The organism is Ruminococcus callidus ATCC 27760, assembly GCF_000468015.1.
Lineage (GTDB): Bacteria > Bacillota > Clostridia > Oscillospirales > Ruminococcaceae > Ruminococcus_C > Ruminococcus_C callidus.
In genome coordinates, this window is sequence record NZ_KI260291.1 from 15938 (window position 1) to 17721 (window position 1784).

Consider the following 1784-nt stretch of genomic DNA (forward strand, 5'->3'; position numbering starts at 1 on the left):
TCGCCAGACGCTCTTTGTGCGGTATTGCCTAAGAGCAACCGCATAATCTCCAACACCTCCGGACATACTACTCGTATGAAAGGAGGCGTTTTTTGTGAGTGTGGTTCTCATTCGTTCGCTGATCTTGTACATTGTGGTGATTTTCGGAGTGCGTCTGATGGGAAAGCGGCAGCTGGGGGAATTGCAGCCCTCGGAGCTGGTCATCACCATTCTGATCTCCAACATTGCCACCCTGCCGCTGGAGGATACCAGCATTCCCCTGATACTGGGGATCCTGCCGATCCTGACGCTGGTCTGCTTTGAAGCGTTGATGTCGTGGGTGACACTGAAATCCCTGCGAATGCGTCGCATCATTTCCGGCAGACCAAAAATCGTGGTGCGGGACGGGCAGATCGAACAGGCGACCATGCGGGATCTGCGGCTGTCGGTAGATGACCTGATGACGGCTCTCCGGCAGCAGCAGGTGTTCGACATCAGTCAGGTGCAGTTCGCCGTCATGGAAACCACCGGCACGATTTCCGTCTATCTCAAGGCGGAGTGCCAGCCTCTGACACCGGCGGACATCACCCTGAAAAAGACGGCACAGAATCCGCCTGTTGCCGTGATACAGGACGGCTGCGTCATGAACAAGTCCCTTGCCATGCTGGGGAAAAATCAGGCGTGGCTGGAACAGAAACTGGCGGAGCACCGCCTGACGGAAAAACAGGTGTTCCTGATGCTCAGCGATGCCGAGGGCACCTGTACCATTATTCCAAAGAAACGGGGGGACGCGGTATGAATCGGGTACGTCTGGGAGTTGCCATTCTGCTGACACTGGTGCTGTGCAGCTGCGGGACAGCGTGGCTGGTGCGTTCGGAAACCAGCCGCCTGCTGAAACAGCTGGACACCGTACAGCAAATTGCCGAAACCCAGCCGGAGCAGGCGAAGCAGGCATTTGCGGAGTTCCAAAACCAGTGGGAAAAATCGGAACGCCGGCTGAATCTGGTGGTCTGGCGGGACAAGGTGCTGCAAATCGATGTGACAGTTTCGCATCTGGCACCCATGCAGGCAGAGGACTGTGACGAACTGACCTCGGAACTGGAGGAGGTTCGTATGTGGATCACGCGGCTTGGCGAAAGCGAAATGCCGTTCTGGTGGAATATTTTATAGGAAGCACGGCACAAAGTTTGTATGGTATTGTCCTAAAAAACCGCTTCCGGTTCGCGTTGCGTAGAACCGGAAGCGGTTTTGATTTTTTTGTAAAGCGTTCAGAATTCTTTGATCGCCGCTTTTGCTTTGTTGACAATGTTCTTGTCATTCTCATAGGTGAGAATGGTAGAGGCGTATCCGATGTCTACCCAGCGAATCTCTGCAATTTCTTCTTCCTGCGGCACAAAGTCGTAATTCTTTGCCCGTGCAATAAAATAGACCACGGTCTTTTGGGTATCCCGCTTGGGAAAGTAGGAAACCGTTTCCCGAAAGGTGGGATCGATCATGACATTGACAGAGGTTTCTTCTTTGATCTCACGAATTGCCGTTTCAATTTCCGTTTCGCCGTTTTCCATGTGTCCCTTGGGAAATGACCAGTGCCCGCTGTTGATGTGCTTGATGAGCAGGATCTCCGTGTTCCCGTGGGATTTGCGGTACACAATGGCACCGCAGGATTTTTCATGCTGCATGGGTTTCACCCGACTCCTTTGATAAGATGATTTGTTACATCTAGTATAGCATATTTTTCAGTATTTGTCCATAGGGATTTTGCGAATCCTACGGAAATCAATTTTCATAATAGCCTCCCCTGAAAG

3 protein-coding genes are annotated in these 1784 nt (G+C 52.1%); 2 read left to right on the forward strand and 1 reads right to left on the reverse strand.

Translation table 11 applies throughout. The features are described 5' to 3' along the window. Nucleotides 1–94: 94 nt before the first annotated feature. Together RUMCAL_RS00725 and RUMCAL_RS00730 are read left to right on the forward strand one after the other, a co-directional pair. A complete protein-coding gene (locus RUMCAL_RS00725) occupies nucleotides 95–778 on the forward strand; it encodes a DUF421 domain-containing protein (RefSeq protein WP_040646370.1) in 684 nt (227 codons plus the stop codon). After that, on the forward strand, nucleotides 775–1149 hold the full coding sequence (locus RUMCAL_RS00730) for a DUF4363 family protein (protein ID WP_021680457.1): 375 nt from the start codon (nucleotides 775–777) through the stop codon (nucleotides 1147–1149). Before RUMCAL_RS00725 ends, RUMCAL_RS00730 begins: the two co-directional genes overlap by 4 nt. 98 nt (nucleotides 1150–1247) lie before the next feature. On the opposite strand, the gene RUMCAL_RS00735 is transcribed toward RUMCAL_RS00730, so the two are convergent. Continuing rightward, nucleotides 1248–1658 carry a bis(5'-nucleosyl)-tetraphosphatase gene (locus RUMCAL_RS00735; RefSeq protein WP_021680458.1) on the reverse strand — a complete coding sequence of 137 codons (411 nt, stop codon included), beginning with the start codon at nucleotides 1656–1658 and terminating at the stop codon, nucleotides 1248–1250. Nucleotides 1659–1784 lie beyond the last annotated feature (126 nt).